At 34.5% G+C, this 19,937-nt stretch carries 20 protein-coding genes; 6 read left to right on the forward strand and 14 right to left on the reverse strand.

Annotation, left to right across the window (positions count from 1 at the left end; genetic code table 11):
* Positions 1-10: 10 nt before the first annotated feature.
* The 9 genes from NP781_RS22485 to NP781_RS22525 form a co-directional block, all read right to left on the reverse strand.
* The gene (locus NP781_RS22485; protein ID WP_221682465.1) at positions 11-952 is read right to left on the reverse strand and encodes a YybS family protein; all 942 of its coding nucleotides are present in this window, start codon (positions 950-952) and stop codon (positions 11-13) included.
* Positions 953-1,414: 462 nt separating this feature from the next.
* Positions 1,415-2,164, reverse strand: coding sequence for a hypothetical protein (locus tag NP781_RS22490; protein WP_221682466.1), 750 nt, complete (start codon positions 2,162-2,164; stop codon positions 1,415-1,417).
* The gene (locus NP781_RS22495) at positions 2,164-2,655 is read right to left on the reverse strand and encodes an RNA polymerase sigma factor (RefSeq protein ID WP_004233363.1); all 492 of its coding nucleotides are present in this window, start codon (positions 2,653-2,655) and stop codon (positions 2,164-2,166) included. Before NP781_RS22495 ends, NP781_RS22490 begins: the two co-directional genes overlap by 1 nt.
* 279 nt (positions 2,656-2,934) lie before the next feature.
* Entirely contained in the window at positions 2,935-3,318 is a 384-nt protein-coding gene (locus tag NP781_RS22500; RefSeq protein ID WP_221682467.1) for a hypothetical protein, read from the reverse strand.
* A gap of 423 nt (positions 3,319-3,741) precedes the next feature.
* Positions 3,742-3,978 (reverse strand): 30S ribosomal protein S18, encoded by a 237-nt coding sequence (gene rpsR, locus NP781_RS22505; RefSeq protein WP_004233359.1) that lies wholly within the window; start codon positions 3,976-3,978, stop codon positions 3,742-3,744.
* A gap of 373 nt (positions 3,979-4,351) precedes the next feature.
* Positions 4,352-4,771: a DUF6262 family protein gene (locus tag NP781_RS22510; RefSeq protein WP_257520867.1), complete on the reverse strand. Its 420-nt coding sequence runs from the start codon at positions 4,769-4,771 to the stop codon at positions 4,352-4,354.
* Positions 4,761-6,380 (reverse strand): site-specific integrase, encoded by a 1,620-nt coding sequence (locus NP781_RS22515; protein ID WP_257520868.1) that lies wholly within the window; start codon positions 6,378-6,380, stop codon positions 4,761-4,763. The genes NP781_RS22510 and NP781_RS22515 overlap by 11 nt, the downstream gene beginning before the upstream one ends.
* Positions 6,380-7,804, reverse strand: a complete 1,425-nt coding sequence (locus NP781_RS22520) for a tyrosine-type recombinase/integrase (protein WP_257520869.1) — start codon at positions 7,802-7,804, stop codon at positions 6,380-6,382. The genes NP781_RS22515 and NP781_RS22520 overlap by 1 nt, the downstream gene beginning before the upstream one ends.
* Positions 7,804-8,919 carry a tyrosine-type recombinase/integrase gene (locus NP781_RS22525; protein WP_257520870.1) on the reverse strand — a complete coding sequence of 372 codons (1,116 nt, stop codon included), beginning with the start codon at positions 8,917-8,919 and terminating at the stop codon, positions 7,804-7,806. Before NP781_RS22525 ends, NP781_RS22520 begins: the two co-directional genes overlap by 1 nt.
* A 326-nt stretch (positions 8,920-9,245) precedes the next feature.
* Between NP781_RS22525 and NP781_RS22530 the strand changes: the two genes are divergently transcribed.
* The 5 genes from NP781_RS22530 (at position 9,246) to NP781_RS22545 (ending at position 15,049) form a co-directional block, all read left to right on the forward strand.
* Entirely contained in the window at positions 9,246-9,527 is a 282-nt protein-coding gene (locus NP781_RS22530; protein WP_257520871.1) for a helix-turn-helix domain-containing protein, read from the forward strand.
* A gap of 427 nt (positions 9,528-9,954) precedes the next feature.
* Positions 9,955-10,017 carry a tetracycline resistance efflux system leader peptide gene (locus NP781_RS25705; RefSeq protein WP_373880559.1) on the forward strand — a complete coding sequence of 21 codons (63 nt, stop codon included), beginning with the start codon at positions 9,955-9,957 and terminating at the stop codon, positions 10,015-10,017.
* Between the two features lie 34 nt (positions 10,018-10,051).
* Positions 10,052-11,428 carry a Tet(L)/Tet(K)/Tet(45) family tetracycline efflux MFS transporter gene (gene tet, locus NP781_RS22535; RefSeq protein WP_257520872.1) on the forward strand — a complete coding sequence of 459 codons (1,377 nt, stop codon included), beginning with the start codon at positions 10,052-10,054 and terminating at the stop codon, positions 11,426-11,428.
* Positions 11,429-12,290: 862 nt separating this feature from the next.
* Positions 12,291-13,484, forward strand: a complete 1,194-nt coding sequence (locus NP781_RS22540) for an MFS transporter (protein WP_257520873.1) — start codon at positions 12,291-12,293, stop codon at positions 13,482-13,484.
* A gap of 110 nt (positions 13,485-13,594) precedes the next feature.
* On the forward strand, positions 13,595-15,049 hold the full coding sequence (locus NP781_RS22545) for an Msr family ABC-F type ribosomal protection protein (RefSeq protein ID WP_257520874.1): 1,455 nt from the start codon (positions 13,595-13,597) through the stop codon (positions 15,047-15,049).
* Between the two features lie 416 nt (positions 15,050-15,465).
* On the opposite strand, the gene rpsR (NP781_RS22550) is transcribed toward NP781_RS22545, so the two are convergent.
* From rpsR (NP781_RS22550) to rpsF, 3 genes are all read right to left on the reverse strand, one after another.
* Positions 15,466-15,702, reverse strand: coding sequence for a 30S ribosomal protein S18 (gene rpsR, locus NP781_RS22550; RefSeq protein WP_012296211.1), 237 nt, complete (start codon positions 15,700-15,702; stop codon positions 15,466-15,468).
* Positions 15,703-15,996: 294 nt separating this feature from the next.
* Positions 15,997-16,563 (reverse strand): single-stranded DNA-binding protein, encoded by a 567-nt coding sequence (gene ssb / locus NP781_RS22555; RefSeq protein ID WP_054548816.1) that lies wholly within the window; start codon positions 16,561-16,563, stop codon positions 15,997-15,999.
* A gap of 43 nt (positions 16,564-16,606) precedes the next feature.
* Positions 16,607-16,894 carry a 30S ribosomal protein S6 gene (gene rpsF / locus NP781_RS22560; RefSeq protein ID WP_016992320.1) on the reverse strand — a complete coding sequence of 96 codons (288 nt, stop codon included), beginning with the start codon at positions 16,892-16,894 and terminating at the stop codon, positions 16,607-16,609.
* Positions 16,895-17,070: 176 nt separating this feature from the next.
* Between rpsF and NP781_RS22565 the strand changes: the two genes are divergently transcribed.
* The gene (locus NP781_RS22565; RefSeq protein ID WP_257520875.1) at positions 17,071-17,640 is read left to right on the forward strand and encodes a DUF3267 domain-containing protein; all 570 of its coding nucleotides are present in this window, start codon (positions 17,071-17,073) and stop codon (positions 17,638-17,640) included.
* A 67-nt stretch (positions 17,641-17,707) separates the two neighbouring features.
* Here NP781_RS22565 and NP781_RS22570 read toward each other — a convergent pair whose 3' ends face one another.
* Positions 17,708-18,748, reverse strand: coding sequence for an acyl-CoA dehydrogenase family protein (locus NP781_RS22570; protein WP_257520876.1), 1,041 nt, complete (start codon positions 18,746-18,748; stop codon positions 17,708-17,710).
* Between the two features lie 85 nt (positions 18,749-18,833).
* Positions 18,834-19,934, reverse strand: coding sequence for a redox-regulated ATPase YchF (ychF, locus tag NP781_RS22575; RefSeq protein ID WP_016994923.1), 1,101 nt, complete (start codon positions 19,932-19,934; stop codon positions 18,834-18,836).
* Positions 19,935-19,937: the final 3 nt, after the last annotated feature.

A 19,937-nucleotide genomic window follows, 5' to 3' on the forward strand; every position in this document is an offset into this window, starting at 1 on the left:
AATCAGCCCCTTATTCTTTAGTCTTCCCCTTTACAAGTGAACGTACGTCAAAACCTAAATCAACAATACCGAGTAAGATCATAAAGGATGATAGTGGAATGGCTAACAAAGTAGCTACCCATTTAACTCCGTTTGGCATCCCTTTTCTAGAGATAAAATAATGGATAAAAGATATTCCCTGTAGAATAAGTAACAACCATAAAATATAAGAAACATTTAATACAATGATATCTAACGTAGAACCAGCCTCAGGACGCATGAATAAATTAATGCATAACACAATCATGTAATACCATAAAATAGAGCGTGGTAATCGCATATTTTGGAACGGAGCAAATTTTGGAACATCTACCCCTAGTCGTTTTAGAGCTGGTAAATTGACTGTAATAATAATAAATGCAGCAAAAAATGCTGAAATTGTTATTGTTGCAGGCATAGTCAGTTCAATTGTTTTAAACATTGCCTCAAGCTGTTCTGGATTTATGGCTACTTGACCTGTTACATTCTTCGCAAATTCATTAGATTGCTCATAATTTTTACGTGCCATCTCTAAACTCATGCTTATGAAGTCAATTCCTGAAAGCTTTACATAGGCAATATAAACGATTGCCATCGAGAGGAGATTAGCAATCCCCGTGGACATAAATAAATAAAGCTTACTCTTCTTCAAATAAATGGCGTTACCCATAACGACACCTATTAACCCTAAAATAAAGGCAAATGGCAGCATGGATATTCCGCTAGTTATAGTGGTTAGGATACAGCCTACTATTGCTACGAGTATTGATGTGGAACGCTTGTAATTTGCGCTATACCAAGCAATCGGTAGTGGAGCGAATAATAAAGCTACTATAAAGATGAATGGTACATATGCAGAAATTAGCATTAAGATTGTAAAAAGTGCAACCATCATTGAGCCTTGTACAAGCGCTTTTGTTTGATTATTCGGCATTGAAAACCTTCCTTTTTTTCAGTCAAACTTACTACCCTTTATTGTACCATTTTTTCATAGTATTGAACAAAAATCACTTAGATCACTATGTACATTGTCATTATTTTTTCAATTTTAATTCGAACTTTTACCTAAGTAGCTGATAATTTTCTTTTTAACCATAACAAAAAACCAGCATACTCGATACGAATATCGTAATATGCTGGTATTCAAAATTGATGTAAGGTCAGTTACCTTAACGTCATCAATCTTATTTATCTTCTGCTACGAATGGAAGTAATCCCATGATACTAACTAATTTAACTAAATTCAACATAAATTCCGTACCCAACAATACTACCAAGAGTAATAAGTATCCTCGTCAATGTTTGGTTTCTAATCTATCCTGTAGATTTTTCTACTAGTTCTTCTTTTCTCCAGTTAACTTAGTTCTTTGTACAGTAGTATTACATCTCGATTATTTTAATTAAGCTTTAATGAAATAGAATTTGATTTTAAAGAATTTGATTCTTGAGTTACAGCAATATCTTGTTGTTCAGAGCTTCCATCTGTATATTTTACAATGACTTTGATTATTATGTCGTCATCTATTACCAAATTGCCATCATGAGGAATTGCAATTGAATATTGATATTTATCCTGTTCATTATACTCAACTGTATAGGTATTTCCAATTTCCTTTGTACCGTTGTATATATCTGAACCAGGCGAACTTCCAATCATAAATATCTTTTCTGATAATAACCAGTCTTTGTCTGCATATTCTTTAGCTGTAAGTGTAACATCCTCTATAAACTTGCCTTTGCTAATGGTATAAGTGACTGAGTCGATATGTTCTCCACTTATATTTAGCATAAGCTTTGTAAAGATTAAATTACCTACATCTCCAGTTATATCAGTTGTACTACCTCTAGCTTCAGTTGATAATTTAAAAGTAGCTTTATCTGATGAAAGTTTGGTATTTGGCTGATTCCCATCATCACTCAATGCATAAGCTGTGATTGTAAAATTTGCGACTTGAAAGTTTCCATTATTATTGAAAAACGGAATACCTATCATAATTAACAATAGGAATCCAAATGCACAAGCTACAGAAATCCGCCTTTTAAAATTTTTCTTTTCTATAATATTGCAATTCTTTTTCACACGATTTTTCATAGTTTTTGGCATTTCAATAGTATTAACAGCTTCTTTAATCTTATCAAAGTTCATCATTCATTCTCCTTTCGATATTTTTCTCGAATAAGCTCTCTTCCACGTTGTAATCGCTTTTTAACTGCTGAAGTAGTAATGCCAAGTATTTTTGTTATTTCATCTACTTTATAGCCCTCTACATAATAAAGTAACAAGACAATCTTATGTTTATTTGGCAATCTCATAAGATGTTCAATTAAACCATAGTTTTCATCATCCTTACAATATAGTTGTAAATCATTGATATCCATATGTTTACGAATAATATTGTACCTTCTCATATTCTTGCAGCGATTTGTAGCAATAGTAATCAACCATGCTTTCTCATGTTCTGAATCGTTAAATGGTGGAGATTTAGTTAGATAGGTAATAAAAGTGTCTTGTACGACATCCTCTGCATCATTCTCATTGCATAGAATAACAAGACACATTCTAAAAAGCATATTTCCATATTTATCAACAATTCGTTCTATATCTAGTTCGTTCGACCAAACTAATTGTTGCAACATCCATCAACTCCTTTCACTTATAACACACATGAAGTTACCATTTGGTGACATTTTAAATAAAATAATTTTAGAAAATAATCTTACCTAAAAACTAATCGATGCAAAAAAATTGGAAAAATATTTTCCAATAGTCTTCTATCCGAATCTAATCTTATTATATTGTGTAATTAGAATGTCATTTTAGGTACCTATCGTTGATACTTTGCTATATCTATCGTTCTCTTAAATAAAACAAGCCCACCAAATAGGTGAGCTTGAAATAATTTTACATTTGATAATTTATTCAACCCAAGCAGAAACTGTTCCCCTGTAATATCCTCTCCAAGTGCCATTTGTAAGTTTTTCTGTTTTGTAAAGATTTATCCAACCCTTATACCAATATGATCCACTGAATGCTTCATAATAATAGGTTGCTGGTACATTGCTGTGAGTTGAATAAGTTTGAGGAGAAGGGATATCCACGTCCTTATAAAGATAGAAACCGAAAGGAGAGATTGAGTCATCTGGATAATCATCTCCTGCTAAAGATAGATTTACTTCCCCAACAATATTAGTTTCAAATTTCTCGCTTTGAACAACTTCTGCGGCATTAGTTGAACTAGTAGATGCAAAAAACATAAGTACAACAAGCATCATTGCTGCCAATTTACTTAATTTAAACATAATTTCCACTTCCCCCTTAATTTGTAATTTGCACAACTATAATATATATGATAACGGTTTTTTCGTCAACGATAATTCTGAATTTTCTGAGTTATAAGGAAATAAAAACACGCCTGTTTAAGGGAAAAAGGAAACTATCTTGAAAACAATAAATAACAAATCTATGCATGAATTGACATATATTCTAGGGGGTAAATATATGTTAATGATTAGATAAAAATCATTGAGTTGCGTATGCAGCTCTTTTTTTCTTATTGAACTAACCTGGTGCTTTAGTTCAATAACGATCTTCAACAATCGTGCACGATTGTTGAATAATCCTAACTTTCCTTTATAGCAACAATATTTGAGAAACAGTATAAATAAAAAAAAGCACCACAAAGGTTATGAAAACCTTGTTGTGCTTTTATTAATAAATAAATTTTATTTATCTTCTGCTACGAATGGAAGTAATCCCATGATACGAGATACTTTGATAGCTGAAGTTAATTTACGTTGGTACTTAGCGCTAGTGCCAGTTACGCGACGTGGTAAAATTTTACCGCGCTCAGAGATGAATTTTTTTAATAAATCTACATCTTTGTAGTCGATGTGCGTAATATTGTTTGAAGTGAAGTAGCAAACTTTACGGCGTTTGCGGCCTCCGCGACGTGGTGCCATAGTGTGTCTCCTCCTTATCTTTTTTTATCATATAGAAGCATTAGAACGGTAATTATGATAGGTTAGATTGTCAAATCTCTTTGTTGTTATGCTCTTAGTATGGTTTTACAAAAAAAGTGTCAAATTTAGATGTACTACTCCACTAAAACATTACTGAAGAAAAAAGTAAATTTTCTTCAGTAATCGCGCCCGATAGTTTAACATCACATTATTCTATACAAAATAAGAATCAGAATCATTTCACACTTAAACTTCCAGAACATTCGAAGAATTTAATATCCAATTCCTATGAAAGTTTATTCCACAATATGAACCGATTGCTGAATAACACTATTTATCTAAAATAACAAAGTGTACAAAAATAGTTTTATATCTAGCGTTGCACTAATTTAATTACACTATCCTTATATACCTTTTCTTCTAAATCAGCTATCCTTCTTTGAAGATTTATTATCTCTTCAGTTAGAAAAACATTTTGATCAAGGAGTTTTAATTTCTCTTCGTTTGATTGTTTGAGTTCTTCTTGTAATCGTTTTATACGCTTTTCTTGGACACTATTCTTATTATCGACTTCTTTAGTTCTTTTCTTGTCATTCATTAGGGAATTCGCTTCGTCAATTTTTAATTTTAAATCTGGACGATTATAAAGCGTCTGACGAGTCACATTAGCCTCATTTGCTACCGAGCTAATGGTAATCTTCATTTTCTTCCTTTTGAGCTTTTGAATGGCTTCTACGACCTTTACAGTGGTCTTCTCACGATTGATTTCTGCTAAATCCTTATTATTCATCATCTTTACTCACTACCACTTCCGACATAGCTTTCTGAAATTCCTTATTAGCCATCTTCTTACTTAACTCCTGTATATAATATTCCAGTTTACCTTGTTGGTAATATAACTTAGATGTCCATATGCTGTTGGCATTTCCTGCTACTTCAAGTTCCTCGTTAACTCTCTCAAGGCGTTTCTCGTACACAGGTAGGTGTTTAGATGATGCTAAGAAATTACTACAGCCAAGACAAGCTCCGTCTTGTTCACAGGGTTCACCACGCATTGGGTGATGAGTACAGATACCGTGAGGTAGAAGTTCAATTTTTAAGGCTCTACGAAGTTTTTCAATCTGTTCAATGGTTTTCCCTTTGAACGGATTCTCGTCTCCCTCTAGCTGTTTTAAGACGATTTTATTGGTAGTTGCTATAGGTGTATCACCCGATAGAATATCTTTTACAACTTGTTGTTTATCTTCCGTATGGTTATAAGTCTCAGTCATCATTATTGACTTATGCCCCAAAAGTTCAGCTACATCGTGGGTTTTTAAACCACCTTGATAAGCGTATGTTGCACAGATATGTCTAAAATAGTGACTGGTTAACTTTAATAGTTCACCGTTTTCATCACGAAGATCATATTTCTCAATAAAAGGAGTTAGTCGGTTCTTAGTCCAGTTTCCTTTACTTGCTACAGTAACAGGGTAGCCAGATATACGTCTATTTCTAACAAGGAATAGAAACGGCAATCCTGATTCTTCTCGCAAAGGTTTAGCGTATTCTTCTAGCTTCTGAATCGCAATACATACTTCTTCATTTGCAGGTTTATTAACTTCGGTAGGTTCATTGTTAATCTTTGTACTTACAAAGGTGATAAACATTTCTCCGTTAATTAGCGATAAACAACCTTTTTGAATAGAAAGCACTTCTTCAATTCTACAGCCAATCTGACTAGCAATGATAATACTTGCTGCCGTTAGAATCTCACTATCTTGACCATTTTCCAACACTTCTAAAGCTGTTGTGATTAGATGACTAACAATATCTTTTTCAGGTAGAACTTTATTTGATTTACCAAATTTAGTACCACTTTTAATATTATTATTTTCAATAATCATCGAATTGTATAGAAGCTCAACGTGATTTGTATTAGTTGGTACTTCCCATCCTCTAACAGCTCCACGTTCAAGTATTTCTTTTACAACTTGTGCAGCTTTCTTTTTACTAACTGCACTTGTCGGTTCACCATTATCTTTCGTGTCAGATAAAACAAAGTTAAAAAATTCTTCTAATCGATACTTGGAAATATCCTCGAATGAAGTAATACCTTCATTTTGTTGAATAAATTTATCAAAAGTATGAAGAGCTGCTAGTTTTCTTTTTACAGTAGTGAACCCATTTGCTATTAGTTCCGTTACCATAAACCATTTAATCGTATTCTTAATGGATGTGGATTTGAATCTCTCATACTTTAACCAACATTTATTTTCCGGCCAAGTTGCACTGCCTGGAATCAAATGTTTAAAATCCCAAAGGTCATCTTTAAACATTGAATTTCCGACTCTAAATTCATCATTTGAATCCTCAAAATGAGAGGGGGTATAGTCAATGTATTTAAATAACTCTTGTGCCATTAATTATTACCTCCTTTTGCATTCTGAATAACTTCAAGTTGTGTAACTATTTCAGTAAGTGCTTTTTCAGTTTCAAACAGGAGATAATCTGTACCGATTAAGTTTTCTTCCATATACCTTTGTTTATCTGCTTTTATCCTTTCCAAGTGATTCTTATGCACTTCTAAGAATTCTGGAGTCGTAATAAACTTAGGACAGAATAGACAGGCATTTGGTTTTTTACAATTAATAACCTGCTCTTTTATTGGTCTAGCACAAACACCGTCTGGCAATTGAGCCATTAGACGTTTCTCTTCATTAGTCTTTTGCTTCTCTTCATCAACGATGTCATCAACACTCTCTTCAATAACACCAATGAATCCAAGTTTCCTATAGGTTTTACTAAATCGTTCATTTTGAACTTTCGCATATAGCCTAGTTGAATGACTAGAATTATGACCTAGAAACTCCATAACTTCTCTCATACTCATACCATTATTTAATAAATCAGTTCCTATTGTGTGGCGGAATTCGTGAAAATTCAGATTGAATGGTTCCCCTGTAGGAATCTTTAAATCGAATTTAATACTGAATTTTTTTAAAAGATACCTTGCCGTCTTTTGTTGAAGAAATTCAAACTTTCTTTCTCCACGGGTCGGTCTAACAAATATGAATTCGGTATCAAGCTTTTTACGTACCCACTCAGTGTTTTTTGAAACGAAACGTATTGCTTTTACAATATCGTGACTGATCGGTATATAACGGTCTGTTAGAGTCTTTTCGCTAAGAACTTCTAAGATCGGTTTACCCATTAAATCTTTTGCTATGTGTTGTTCTTGAATTGCTAGAGCTTCGTGAATTCGCATACCAGTACCTTTAATTATTGTTACAAGGCCCCATATAAGAATGTCACTGTAAGACATTTCTTCAGAATGCATTCTGTCTAAAGCAATATCAATTTGTTTCATAACTCTATCATCAATTACCATCGATTTTAGCGTATCTTCGGTCTGAAGTACTTGGTATTCCATCCCATCAAAAAGGTTATTGATAGGGAAATCAGACCAACCTAACATTCTACCGTGATTTAGGTGATACTTTAAGGACGCTAACTTCAAAGCCCTTGTAGCTTTAGCTTCTATATTCACTAAAAGATAGTGTAAGTATTCTTCTGCTATCTTAGGTGAGACATCTGCGAATGTATTCAATGTATAATTTGATTCTTCAATAAAGATGAAAAACGTCTTTATCGTTTCGTTATATCTATGGAGTGTACTAAGTGCTAGTTTCTCCATTTGAAGTTGTTCTAATGTAATTTGCTTAATATTCTTCTTAAACCATTCATTAGGTAAGTAATCAAATGCAAACGAATAAGGATATGATTTCCTTTCTTCGTAAATTAACCAAACATCAGATTTAACATCTACTAAAGTGGTAGTTCCCATTAGAAAACACGTCCTTTCTTGTTCGTTAAATAATTTTCATACGACAAGGAGAGTGTTTCTATAGAAACGTGCGTATACTTTAATGTTGTACTAATGCCACTATGTCCTAATCGAGCTTGCACAACGGCTATATCTATACCCATATCTGTCATATTAGAAGCGTGAGTATGCCGTAAAGAGTGAGGTGTAACATATTTTCGTTTCAACTCACTAACCTCGTTAGCTTTTCGAAATATTTCTTCGATAGTGCCTCTACTAGGAGGTAATCCAATATTTCTTATATGATTTACAAATAGATAATCACAATTACCAACTTGTGGTCTATGGTACATCACATAATCATCGATTTCCTGTAACAGTTCTGTTGAAATAGGAATTGTTCTTTCTCCTGTTTTCAACTGTCTATCTTCATCATCAAGATTTCCTCTATCAACTAAATAGATGCTACCTACTTTTTGAAATGGTTCTGGAAGATCATAATCAGAAATCCTTAGATGTAACAGTTCCCCAATCCTCATACCTGTTTCATACAGTAATTTATATATCAATTCATTTCGTACCTTTAAAGATTCATCCTTAGATGATATTTCCCCAATAGCTTTATAAAACAATTCAGCTTCTTCAGGAAAAAGTCTCTTTTTATCTACACCTTTACTTTTTTTACGACTAAAGTAAGAAAAAGCATTAGCATCCCATTTCTTATTAATATGTCTCAAATAACTCAAATGCTTTACTTTTCTTTTATCTTCAATCTTATATGTAGCAGGTTCAACGAACCCCATCATACTGAAGTATTTATAAAAGGTCCCTAATGCTGCTAAATAACCGTTAAGTGTAGAAGGTGATACTTTTGTTTTATCTTGATATCTTTCTGCATAAGCATTATCAATATAATCTATAAAACGAGGCATATGTCTTGGTTCAACTTCAAAAGATTTCAACCCTTCTTTTTCCATCCATTTATAGAACACACATAACTTTTCTAAATAAGTATTAATAGTGTTTGGAGAAAACCCTTTCCTCTCCAAATATCTCGTAAAATCTAAAACCTCTGGAACAATCCTCATATCAGTATCAACTAATACGGGGACACTAGAAGTTTTTCTAATATACAATCAATTCACCCCTTGCCGTTTTAAAAAATAGGTAGGTATTCTCAACCTTAAAGTAATATCTCTCTCAAAGCTAAATAAATGAGAACATATATTCCGTCAGACTATCTAAAATATACACTATTTTACAGAATTATGCATAACAATATTTATCTTGAATTAAACAAACCTTATTCTTTGGTGAAAATACACCTTTGATAAACAAAGTTTTTTTAAGTAAATAGTGTTATTCAACAAAAGGGCCAGATTGTTGAATAAGGGGTCTAGCCAGATTTATACGGATTCACAATGGTAAGCAAAGAAATATCCCCAAACGACGATTTGGTAACTTGGCTGACTTATTAGATAAACACGAAGAAACTATTAAACGTTGGATACAGTCAGGCAAATTCCCTAACGCTTATAGAAATAGTGATAAAGAAGGTTGGAGAGTTCTTGAATCTGATTTATTAAAACTTAATAAAGTGATCCCGGTTAGTGATGCTGAACAGAAAGGTACTATAAAACCAGAAGTCGATACCGAAGGTAAAGGGATTCACCAAAATACAATACGGTCAAATGGTGAATTGTATGAATATTTCAAACAATATAGTAAAACCTTTAAACAGTAAGAAAATAGCAAAGTAAATAAACCGCTAAACAACTTAGATGTGGACATCGATTTCAGGAAACTAAAACCCGACCGTAACCTTGATATTCTTCATAGAAAGTATAGGAAACTACCTAAACAAGAACTTGTCCAAAGACTGATTCTTGCTGAACAGTTTATTTTAGAAAACGAAAACAAATGGGTTACAGCTCATTTTGAATCATTTAAGTAGTAAGAAGAGACGGCGATCGCTGTCTCTTCTTCACAAACTTAATGGCTTGCAATAAAAAAAGATGTATCTAAATCTCTTTTCATAACAGAAATGTTGCTCCATTACAATCATAAAAAAGAAGCTATAATCACAGCTTCTCACAGAACGTAGAATAGTTTTGTATCCTATGCTACATATGCTAAAATATACGAATAATAATTTAGGAGGCGTTTTTTTTATGAAGTGCAATAAATATAGTTGGGTATATTTTAAGAGGGAGAACGTATCAATAACCCTATAAACTACGTTGACCCTCATTAATTGGAGGGTAAAATGTGAATATATCTCATTCACAGTCAAATCTACGCCATAATCAAATATTATTATGGCTCTGTGTTCTTTCTTTTTTCAGCGTTTTAAATGAAATGGTTTTGAATGTTTCATTACCTGATATCGCCAGTTATTTTGATAAGGAACCAGCAAGTATTAATTGGGTAAACACATCGTTTATGTTAACTTTTTCCATAGGAACAGCTGTATATGGAAAGCTATCGGATCAGCTAGGCATCAAAAAGCTACTCCTATTTGGGATTATAGTGAACTGCATCGGATCAGTTATCGGGTTTGTTGGACATTCTTTCTTTCCCGTACTTATTTTGGCTCGGTTTATTCAGGGGGCGGGTGCAGCTGCATTTCCAGCACTTGTGATGGTTGTTGTCGCGCGCTATATTCCAAAAGAAAATAGGGGTAAAGCATTTGGCCTTATTGGGTCCATTGTAGCAATGGGAGAAGGTGTAGGACCATCTATTGGTGGATTGATTGCCGAATATATCCATTGGTCTTATTTATTGCTTTTGCCAATTGTGACGATTATCACTGTTCCATTCCTTGCAAAATTATTGAAACAGGAAGATGTAATAAAAGGCTCTTTTGATACTGTAGGAATAATATTCATGTCCGTAGGTATTGTATTTTTTATGATGTTTACGACATCTTATAGAATTTCCTTTCTAATCGTTAGCATTATATTTTTCCTTATATTTGTTAAACATATTAGGAAAGTATCTAATCCTTTTGTTAATCCTGCGCTAGGAAGAAATATCTCATTTATGATTGGAATCATTTGTGGCGGACTTATATTTGGAACTGTAGCAGGATTTATTTCTATGGTCCCTTATATGATGAAAGATGTGTATCAATTAAGTACTGTCGCAATTGGAAGTGGGATTATTTTTCCTGGGGCAATGAGTGTTATTATTTTCGGTTATATTGGTGGATTTCTTGTTGATAAGAAAGGTTCTTTATTTGTGTTAACAATTGGAGTTGCATTTCTTTCTATCAGCTTTTTAGTAGCTGCTCTTTTTATAGAGACAACACCATGGCTCATGACAATTATATTAATTTTTGTTTTTGGGGGACTTTCTTTTACGAAAACAGTTATATCCACCATTGTTTCAAGTAGTTTGGAACAAAAGGAAGCTGGTGCTGGAATGAGTTTGCTTAATTTCACAAGCTTTTTATCAGAAGGAATGGGTATTGCAATTGTAGGTGGATTATTATCGATAAATTTGCTAGATCGGAAATTACTACTTATAAACGCTGATCCATCCACTCATTTGTACAGTAATATGCTATTTCTTTTTGCGGGAATCATCGTCATTAGCTGGCTGGTTACTGTAAATATGTATAAACGCTCAAAAAGAAATATATAAAAGAGTCAAAGAATCCATTTTGAATAATCGTTTTTCAAAATGGATTCTTCTTTAGAAAATGAATCCATTGTTAAATTCTTTGAATTGTTATACATAGTAAATTTTTCTTCTTCAACTATTCTGCGCCGTTAGTTGAATAGCAACAATCTTTTAGTAAACAACCTATATCTTTTATTCTTAAAAGTTCAAGAAATAGGCTATAATGTACATTTTGTTCAAAAGCTATCTTCAACAATCGGGCGCAATACTGTAATAAGGATCGGCACTCGTTTTCATTATAGGGCCATTTTCTGGAATAACATTGCGTTGGTGTACAGAAGATTATGAGGAAAAGTACTTAAAACGGCGCCAACTGAAGAAGTGTAATTTCCCTTTGACTTTTTCTAAAAGTCTCTTTATACTAAATAGCGTACTTTAATAAATGTAAGGAGGATTATTAAAAAATGATACCTAGACTATGGTCCCTAACTTTGAACCAGTAATTGAATATGGTCAAAGACTCTGTTTGGATTTACAGAGTAAACGGGATAAGTCTGTCCTTTTTTATAATCTTCATTTTAATAGATTTATGTAATCTGAAGAAAGGCAGGGACTTTAGCCTTTCTTTAATTTTGTCTAATTTCCGACTTCGTAAGTATATTTATTGGGTGGTAAGCTACCTTATATTTCCTACTCTAGAAGGCTAGATTCTTAATCCCCATTACTCTAAAATCACAGGCAGTTTGTCTGTGATTTTTTTAATTTCTATAACATAGAGGAGGAATTTTATATGTGCATGATACTTTTCTATTGATACGAGGTTTTGTTTATTTATCTCGTATCGATAAAAATCGATACGCAAATTCTAGGAGGTATCGATAAAATGGAAAATAATAATTGGAAACGAAAATTTTGGGCAATATATACAGGACAGTTCTTTTCATTACTGAGTAGTGCTGCTGTTCAATTTAGTATTATTTGGTGGTTAACTGATACAACAGGTGGCTCGCCACTGGTGTTAACGCTAGCTGGTTTGGCTGGGATTTTGCCACAAGCATTGGTAGGCCCATTTGCAGGAACAATTACTGATCGTTATTCACGAAAAATGATGATGATTGTGGCAGATATGACAGTTGCTCTTGGAAGTTTATTTCTTTTTACATCCATGTATTTTAGTGAACCAAGTATCGTATTTGTCTTAATCGTTTTAGTCGTTCGTTCACTTGCGACTGCCTTGCATATGCCAGCTATGCAAGCTTCAATCCCACTGCTTGCACCGGAGGAACATCTTACAAAGGTTGCAGGATGGGGGCAGACGGTTAGTTCCATTTCATATCTTGCTGGACCAGCAGTTGGAATGTCGTTACTGGCAGTTAGCTCACTTGAATGGGTGTTATTATTAGACGTTTTCGGGGCTATTATTGCTAGTGGTATTTTACTATTTATTCACATTCCAAAAGTACCAAGAACAGAAGAAAAGGGTTCTAGCAGCTTCATGACGGAAATGAGAGAAGGATATGATGCAATTGTTAAGCATCCAGTTCTATTGAAACTAACATTTGTCACGACGATTGGAGCTCTGCTTTACATTCCTTTAGGCACTTACTTCCCACTTATGACGCGTAATCATTTTGAAAAAGGGGTCGTAGAAGCAGGAATAGTAGAGGTTTTCTTTGCTATTGGGTTAATAGCAGGAGGTTCACTACTAGGTGTAATAGGTGATCGTTTTAATAAAGTGAAAATTCTTGTCACAGGGATAATGTTTATGGGTGTTGCATTATTCATTTCGGGTTTACTTTCACCATCCCTTTTCTTTATTTTTGTTGTATTGGCTGGGTTAGTCGGTTTGTCTGGACCATTGATGTCTGCACCGTTCTATGCGTTTATTCAAACTGAAGTCGAACCACATTTACTTGGAAGAGTTTTTAGTTTTGTAACAAGTCTAACCTTACTAGCAACACCTATTGGTTATGCGCTAGCTGGAATATTAATTGAGTTAACAAGTGTAGCCGCACTATTTTCAATAACTGGTATCTTAATCATGATGAATGCTGTTGTGGCAATGAAAACAAAATAGGAGGGGAATATATGCAATTCTTATTATTTTGTTGATACGAGCTTGATGTAGAAGCTCGTATCGATCCTAGCTATCGATACGAAATATAACTATTTCGGGAGGTAGCAAATATGGAACAAATTTTATTAGAATTAGAACGTGTCGAAGTGACATATTTAGATAAAGACGTATTAAATATTGAACGGTTAGCTGTACATCAATTTGACCGCATCGGTATTGTCGGGAAAAATGGTGTAGGGAAAAGTACATTATTAAAACTATTATCAGGTGATATTCAGCCGACAAAAGGAAAAGTACATCGGTTTGTCGATTGCGGTTATTTTGAGCAACTTGAAGCTCCATCTGCCAGTGAGGCGGATCCAGCATTGCTGGGGAAATTAGCTGTACCAAAAGATTCGGATCAGTTAAGTGGCGGGGAGCAAACAAGGTTGAAATTGGCCCAATTATTTACAAATTATTACGAAGCATTACTAATCGACGAACCGACCACACACTTGGATCAAGAGGGAATTTCATTTTTACTTGATGAATTGCGTTATTATTATGGAGCGCTTGTCTTAATAAGTCATGATCGTGCTGTTTTAGACGAACTAGTTACAACTATTTGGGAAGTTGATGAAGGCAAGGTACGTGTTTATTCAGGAAATTACAGTGAATACGTGGCTCAAAAGCAATTAGAACGTGAACAACAGCAGCAAGCTCATGAGCAGTTCTTGAAAGAAAAGGCCCGGCTCGAAAAAGCGGCACAAGAGAAAATGAAAAAAGCTGAAAAAATCGCACAAGCAGCTAGTATGTCAAACAAAGAAGCAAAAGCAAAGGCGAATAGAATGATTGAAACAAAATCAAAAGGTACGAGTCAAAAAGCAGTACACCGCGCAGCCAAAGCAATTGAACAGCGAATGAAAAAACTTCATGAAGTCGAAGCTGTACAAAAGGAAGAACACATCATATTCCGACAGTCGAAAGCATTGGAGTTGCATAATAAGTTTCCAATTATGGCAGACCAACTAACTCTTCAAATTAAGAATAAAGTGTTATTGGATGAAGTAAGCTTTCAACTGCCCTTGGGTAAAAAAATAGCCATTACAGGTGCAAACGGTGTTGGTAAAAGTACATTACTTCATCATATTGCAAATGGTGGTACGGGTTTAACCATTTCACCAAAAGCAAAAATCGGTTACTTCCGTCAAATGAGCTATCAATTTACAAGTGATGAAACCGTATTGCAATTTGTGAAAAATCGTTCTGAATACAATGAAACATTTTTGAGAAGTGTTTTGCATTCCATGCAGTTTGTTGGTACAGATTTACAAAAATCTGTAAAGTCGCTAAGTGGTGGAGAGGCTATTCGACTCCAACTTTGTCTGCTATTCTTAGGAGAATATAATATTTTATTGTTAGATGAACCAACTAATTTCTTAGATATCTATGCCATTGAAGCATTAGAAACTTTTATTGATGGATATGAAGGCACGATTCTTTTTGTCTCACATGATCAACAATTCATAAAAAATGTAGCAGATTTAAATTTGAATATCCATGAGAAAAAATTAGTGCAAAATTGAGTTGATATAAATAAGCCACCAAGATTTCGGAGGTTAATTTATTATTAATCTGTTTAGTTTAAGATCCTTAGTCACCAATATGTGAATAAATATATTTAAACAATAATAGTTTTTACTTTTATAGGGTATTGTAACAATCCTCCGCAAACGGGCGCATTTCTTTAATAAGGAATGCGCCTTTCTCTATAAAGGGCCAGATTGCGGAATAAAAGACTTTTATGAAGTGTTACCTAACGAAAGTTTGGAAACACACGGAAAAGGCACAATAGTTGAAAAATGATCTTCAACAAACGGGCGCGATTGTGGAATAACCCTAATTTTCCTTTATAGCAACAATCTTTGAGAAAACAGCATAATTAAAAAAAGCACAACTAAGGTTTTGAAAACCTTGTTGTGCTTTTATTAATAAATAAATTTTATTTATCTTCAGCAACGAATGGAAGTAATCCCATAATACGAGATACTTTAATAGCTGAAGTTAATTTACGTTGGTACTTAGCGCTAGTGCCAGTTACGCGACGTGGTAAAATTTTACCTCGTTCAGAGATGAATTTTTTTAATAAATCTACATCTTTGTAGTCAATATGCGTAATGTTGTTAGCAGTGAAGTAGCAAACTTTACGGCGTTTGCGGCCTCCGCGACGTGGTGCCATTAATATTTCCCTCCTTATTCAATAATAATCAAATTAGATTTTTCTGAATTAACTTACCGAAATCTTAATTTTTCTCCTTTTTAACAACCTATAGATTAGACACCTATAACTTGTTATAAGTCCTTATTTATACGGCCTTACTGGAGCATTTTAAGATTAGACATTTATCTACCGGTCAAAAATCTTCATATTTCCCTCTTTAACAACCTATAGATTAGACACCTATAACTTGTTATAAGTCCTTATTTATCAAGGATTAGAGTGGTATTTTAAGATTAGACACTAGTTAGACCTTTAAAATGGAAGATCATCCTCAGATACTTCTATTGGCCCTTTGCTATTCGCAAATGGATCCTCATCTACACGTGTATAATTCGGCTGATTCATAGGTGGTTGATTTTGCTGATACGAATCGCCGCCATAGGAACCCTGCCCTGGCATAGCGCCACTAAACTGTTGTTGTGGTTGACCACCGCCATATGACGGTTGGTTATTACCGTAAGTTTGTCCACCATATTGAGGAGCAGGAGCACCGCTACCATTACGGGGTTCTAAAAACTGTACGCTATCCGCCACGACATCTGTTGTGTATACTCGCTTACCATCTTGTCCTTCATAACTGCCTGTCTGGATACGACCTTCTACCCCAATTAAACTTCCTTTTCGCATGAAGTTCGCTAGGTTTTCAGCCTGTTTACGCCAAGCAACACAGCTAATGAAATCAGCTTCGCGTTCACCTTGTTGATTTGAGAATGCACGGTTTACAGCTACTGTAAATCTTGTAGACGCAACTCCATTCGGTGTATAACGTAGCTCAGGATCTTTTGTTAGTCTTCCAACTAATACGACACGGTTAATCATCAGAATACAACCTCCTTTTCAGCGTTTTGTAAAAAATTAATTATTAAGCTTCTTCGCGAACTGCAATGTGGCGAATGATGTCTTCGCTGATGTTAGCAAGACGTGTATACTCGTTGATTGCATCTGAAGTAGCGTTTACTTTTACGATTTGGTAGTAACCTTCGCGGAAGTCTTGAATTTCATAAGCTAAGCGGCGTTTGCCCCACTCTTTTGATTCGATGACTTCTGCACCGTTAGAAGTTAACATTTCGTTGAAACGTTCAACTAAAGCTTTCTTCGCTTCGTCTTCAATGTTCGGACGTACGATGTACATTAATTCGTATTTTCTCATCTGTTTACACCTCCTTATGGACTTAGGCTCTCCTAATTAAGGGAGCAAGGAGCAAGTAATTAATTATTACTCACATCAATGAATTGTAACATATAGGTACATGTCTTTCAAGTCACAAACTAATAATTCGTTATATAATGGCAGTATATTTCATTATCTATGAAAGGAGTGCCTTCATGTTAACCAACGATAAGGAGCCTATCGTTATCGAATTAGATTTAAAGAAGTTAATGATCGACAATTTTGTGATTACAAGTGGTCTTGTCATATTATTTATTGCCATTCAATATATTTGCTTTAAAGATTTCCATTTTTCTTTTTGGAAGATGATTGGTGGCACAGCACTATTTGTTGTGCTGTATATAATTTTTATTATCCTACACGAGGCTTGTCATTTAATTGGCTTTATGATTTTTGGCAGAGTTCCCTTTAAAGCTTTAAAATATGGCATAAATTTAGAGCAAGGTATTGCCTATGCAACTACTGAGCAACCTCTCCCCAACCATGCTATGAAAAAAGCTTTATTACTGCCATTCTGGACGACTGGAGTACTTCCAACCATTGTTGGGTTTTATCTTAACAGTACTGTTTTAATATTGATAGGGGCGGTGTTAATAGCTGGAGCTGTAGGCGATTTTGCCATGTATAAAGAGCTACGCAAATATCCACGTAATGCTATCGTACAGGATGATCCTAAATTACCAAAGCTGTATGTTTATCTATTGCGGGAAAAGGATCATCATTAAAATAAGACTACATAATTAAATAGAATCTGTAGATTAGAAATGAACAACTACAGATTCTATTTATACTTTAAGGAGTTAAAAATCCATGCTGGGCTGCTGTATATAAATTTCTCCAAATACGGTTAATCATAGATGTTTCTGTAATAGCATCCATACCGAGACTGCGTATTAAATTATTCGCTATCTCTAAGCAAGCAGCAGCAATATCCTTAGCCAATTGAGTAAATTGTGATAATTCCTCTTCCGTTAATTGTTCACCTTTTTGATGCTGTTGCCAAAAGACAGATAATGTTGCATAAAACTGTTCCTCGCATTGCTTGAAACGTTTATGCTGCTGCATCCATAAAAATTGGAAGGCTCCAATTCGTTCAGTTCTGCTTCCATCATGATTTCGTTGCTTCATTAAAGCAAAAGCTTCTTCTAAAAAATTCTCTGTCATCCCAAGACAAACGCCTAAAAAGGAAGCCTCTGCAAAAGTGGTAAATGGAAAGCTATGTACTGAATTGCCATAATCATTTCTGATGACCCCTAATTGAAAAGTAGCTTCCTGTGGTACCCAAACATTGTTTACACGGATTGTATGACTAGCTGTTGCCTTTAAACCCATTGCAGACCAATCATTCAAAATTTCTACATCATGTGGATTTACTGAGCAGCTAATAATTTTTTCGGTTTTGATACCATCTTCTTCAATTAAACAATTCATCGTAAATGTTGATGCATAATTAGAACCACTACAATACTTCCATTGCCCTGTTACATAATAGCCTCCAATTGTTTTTACAGCTATCCCTGTTGGATATCCACTACCTGCTATAACTGCTTCTTTAGGAGAATAGATTTTTTCACAAATTTCTTTACTGAATGTTGGAATAAATGCGTTTCCACCTGTACCAATAGTAATGAGCCATCCAAAATTGCCATCAAGTGCAGACATCTGTTGAAATATCTTTACACCTTCAACTAAATTTAAATCCATACCACCTAATTCTTTTGGAGTGAACAATTTGAATAATCGTTGTTCATAAATATAATCTAAGACATCTTGTGGTAGCATCCCCAGTTGCTCAAACTCTAAACCACGTTCCTTAATTTGCACAGGATTCATTCATAAGTCGCCTCCATACATTAAAAATTCTGATAACTACCCAATCGAAAAAGGGCAACCATTTTAGATTGCCCTTGTAAGTTTTTTATACATTAAAGCGGAATAACATAATATCGCCATCTTGTACTTCATATTCTTTACCTTCAAGACGTACTTTACCAGCTTCCTTAGCCGCTGCTTGCGAACCTGCCTCAAGAAGATCATCATATGCCACTGTTTCTGCACGAATAAAGCCGCGCTCAAAGTCAGTATGAATAATACCTGCACATTGAGGTGCCTTCATTCCTTTACGGAACGTCCAGGCACGTACCTCTTGTACACCTGCAGTGAAGTAAGTAGCTAGTCCTAATAAGTCATAAGAAGTACGAATTAGTTGATCTAAACCAGATTCTTTAATTCCTAATTCTTCTAAGAACATAGCTTTTTCTTCATCATCTAACTCAGAAATTTCTTCTTCGATTTTTGCACAAATAGTAATGACCTGTGCACCTTCAGCGGATGCATATTCACGTACTTTTTTCACATACTCGTTGTTGTCTGCATCTGCTACTTCATCTTCTGAAACGTTTGCTACATAAAGCATTGGTTTTATTGTTAGCAGATGAAGACCTTTAATTACCTTTAATTCATCATCTGATAGCTCAGCTGCTCTAGCTGGTTTACCGTTTTCTAGTTGCTCTTTAATTTTTAGAAGCACTGGCTCTTCTATCATAGCCTCTTTATCTTTTTGTTTCGCCATTTTGCTAACTCGTTGTAAACGTTTATCCACAGATTCTAAGTCAGCTAGTGCAAGCTCTAGATTAATCACTTCAATATCGTCAATTGGATCTACTGCACCAGAAACGTGAGTAATGTTTTCGTCTACAAAACAACGTACTACCTGACAAATTGCGTCTACTTCACGAATATGAGCTAGGAACTTATTTCCTAATCCTTCACCCTTGGAAGCACCTTTAACAATTCCAGCGATATCTGTAAATTCAAATGCAGTTGGCACAGTTTTTTTCGGTACCACTAATTCTGTTAATTTATCTAAACGTGCATCAGGTACTTCAACTATACCAACGTTTGGATCGATCGTTGCGAATGGATAGTTTGCAGCCAATGCGCCCGCTTTTGTTATTGCGTTAAATAATGTTGATTTTCCCACGTTAGGTAAACCAACGATTCCAGCTGTTAATGCCATGGA

Source organism: Lysinibacillus sp. FN11, from assembly GCF_024628845.1.
Taxonomy (GTDB): domain Bacteria; phylum Bacillota; class Bacilli; order Bacillales_A; family Planococcaceae; genus Lysinibacillus; species Lysinibacillus capsici.

What these genes read in the sequence shown, in the direction of transcription:
- NP781_RS22490 (WP_221682466.1), bottom strand. Translation starts at nt 2,164, where the DNA reads ATGAACTTTGATAAGATTAAAGAAGCTGTTAATACTATTGAAATGCCA.
- rpsR (WP_004233359.1), bottom strand. Translation starts at nt 3,978, where the DNA reads ATGGCACCACGTCGCGGAGGCCGCAAACGCCGTAAAGTTTGCTACTTC.
- NP781_RS22565 (WP_257520875.1), top strand. Translation starts at nt 17,071, where the DNA reads ATGTTAACCAACGATAAGGAGCCTATCGTTATCGAATTAGATTTAAAG.
- NP781_RS22515 (WP_257520868.1), bottom strand. Translation starts at nt 6,380, where the DNA reads ATGGCACAAGAGTTATTTAAATACATTGACTATACCCCCTCTCATTTT.
- rpsR (WP_012296211.1), bottom strand. Translation starts at nt 15,702, where the DNA reads ATGGCACCACGTCGCGGAGGCCGCAAACGCCGTAAAGTTTGCTACTTC.
- NP781_RS22510 (WP_257520867.1), bottom strand. Translation starts at nt 4,771, where the DNA reads ATGATGAATAATAAGGATTTAGCAGAAATCAATCGTGAGAAGACCACT.
- ychF (WP_016994923.1), bottom strand. Translation starts at nt 19,934, where the DNA reads ATGGCATTAACAGCTGGAATCGTTGGTTTACCTAACGTGGGAAAATCA.
- rpsF (WP_016992320.1), bottom strand. Translation starts at nt 16,894, where the DNA reads ATGAGAAAATACGAATTAATGTACATCGTACGTCCGAACATTGAAGAC.
- NP781_RS22545 (WP_257520874.1), top strand. Translation starts at nt 13,595, where the DNA reads ATGGAACAAATTTTATTAGAATTAGAACGTGTCGAAGTGACATATTTA.
- NP781_RS22520 (WP_257520869.1), bottom strand. Translation starts at nt 7,804, where the DNA reads ATGGGAACTACCACTTTAGTAGATGTTAAATCTGATGTTTGGTTAATT.
- NP781_RS22570 (WP_257520876.1), bottom strand. Translation starts at nt 18,748, where the DNA reads ATGAATCCTGTGCAAATTAAGGAACGTGGTTTAGAGTTTGAGCAACTG.
- NP781_RS22495 (WP_004233363.1), bottom strand. Translation starts at nt 2,655, where the DNA reads ATGTTGCAACAATTAGTTTGGTCGAACGAACTAGATATAGAACGAATT.
- ssb (WP_054548816.1), bottom strand. Translation starts at nt 16,563, where the DNA reads ATGATTAACCGTGTCGTATTAGTTGGAAGACTAACAAAAGATCCTGAG.
- NP781_RS22485 (WP_221682465.1), bottom strand. Translation starts at nt 952, where the DNA reads ATGCCGAATAATCAAACAAAAGCGCTTGTACAAGGCTCAATGATGGTT.
- NP781_RS22500 (WP_221682467.1), bottom strand. Translation starts at nt 3,318, where the DNA reads ATGTTTAAATTAAGTAAATTGGCAGCAATGATGCTTGTTGTACTTATG.
- NP781_RS22540 (WP_257520873.1), top strand. Translation starts at nt 12,291, where the DNA reads ATGGAAAATAATAATTGGAAACGAAAATTTTGGGCAATATATACAGGA.